Below are 1,448 nucleotides of genomic sequence, written 5' to 3' on the forward strand. Positions count from 1 at the left end.
CCTTTCGGGCACCCATGCCCGCTGTGCATTTAGATTGTTAGCATGTGAACATCGTTCCTGTAGTCGGTGCTGCAAATCTAAATGCACAGCGGGCATGGGTGCCCGAAAGGCCGCATATTCTAAGGAATATCCGGACTTTTGCAAATGACTTTTTCCGGCGCCTATGGCATGCCGTGCGGATTTGCATATAGAGCCGTCGATGAAAACGGCCAGTCAGCTCCCGCCGAGTGCGGGTTTGCTGTTGATCCCGCGTCCTTGCGGGGTCTGCGCCGGTGCGACGACCGGCGAAGTCTTAGTGTCCTGTATTACATTTTCGGCATGCCGCCGCCGGGCAACATACCGCCCATGCCGCGCATCATTTTCGCCATTCCGCCTTTGGCGGTGAATTTCTTCATCATCTTCTGCATCTGCTTGTGCTGCTTGATCAAGCGGCCGATGTCCTGCACCTGAGTGCCGGAACCCATGGCGATCCGGCGTTTGCGCGAACCGCTGATCAGCTCAGGGTCGCGGCGCTCGGCCGGGGTCATGGAGTTGATGATGGCTTCCATCTGCTTGAATTGCTTTTCTGCCGCGTTCTGGGCATTGCCCATTTGCGACAGGTTGACGCCGCCGATGCTCGGCAGTTTGTCCATGAGCCCGCCGAGGCCGCCCATGTTCTTCATCTGTTGCAGCTGATCGCGGAAGTCTTCGAGGTCGAAGCCCTTGCCCTTCTTCAGCTTCTTGGCCAGTTTGTCGGCCTTGTCCTTGTCGAGGGTCGCTTCAGCCTGTTCGATCAGGCTGAGCACGTCGCCCATGCCAAGGATCCGCGAGGCGATACGCTCAGGGTGGAACGGATCGAGCGCTTCGCTCTTCTCGCCCATACCGATGAACTTGATCGGCTTGCCGGTGATCGCGCGTACCGACAGTGCGGCACCGCCACGGGCATCGCCGTCGACCTTGGTCAGGATCACACCGGTCAGCGGTAGCGCATCACCGAAGGCCTTGGCCGTGTTGGCGGCGTCCTGACCGGTCATGGCGTCGACCACGAACAGGGTTTCAACCGGGTTGATCGCGGCGTGCAGCGCCTTGATCTCGCCCATCATCTCTTCGTCGATGTGCAGACGACCGGCAGTGTCGACGATGACCACGTCGATGAATTTCAGTTTTGCTTCTTTAATAGCCGCGGTCGCGATGTCGACCGGCTTCTGGCTCAGGTCGGACGGGAAGAACGTCACGCCGATGTCGTTGGCCAGGGTTTCCAGCTGTTTGATAGCAGCCGGACGGTAGATGTCCGCCGAGACGACCATTACCGACTTCTTCTTGCGCTCTTTAAGGAAGCGCGCGAGTTTGCCGGCGGTAGTGGTTTTACCCGCACCCTGCAGACCGGCCATCAGAATGACGGCAGGCGGCACGGCGCTCAGGGTCAAGTCTTCGTTGGCGGCGCCGAGCAGGCTGTCGGGTTCGGGCTG

1 protein-coding gene is annotated in these 1,448 nt (G+C 59.6%); it reads right to left on the reverse strand.

The annotated features are described in order from the left end of the window. Positions 1-305 precede the first annotated feature (305 nt). Positions 306-1,448, reverse strand: a 1,143-nt coding sequence (gene ffh, locus ACIOUG_RS24300) for a signal recognition particle protein (RefSeq protein ID WP_401069299.1), incomplete at its 5' end; no start/stop codon positions are given.

Origin of the sequence: Pseudomonas sp. NPDC087803 (assembly GCF_044742995.1) — a bacterium.
Lineage (GTDB): Bacteria > Pseudomonadota > Gammaproteobacteria > Pseudomonadales > Pseudomonadaceae > Aquipseudomonas.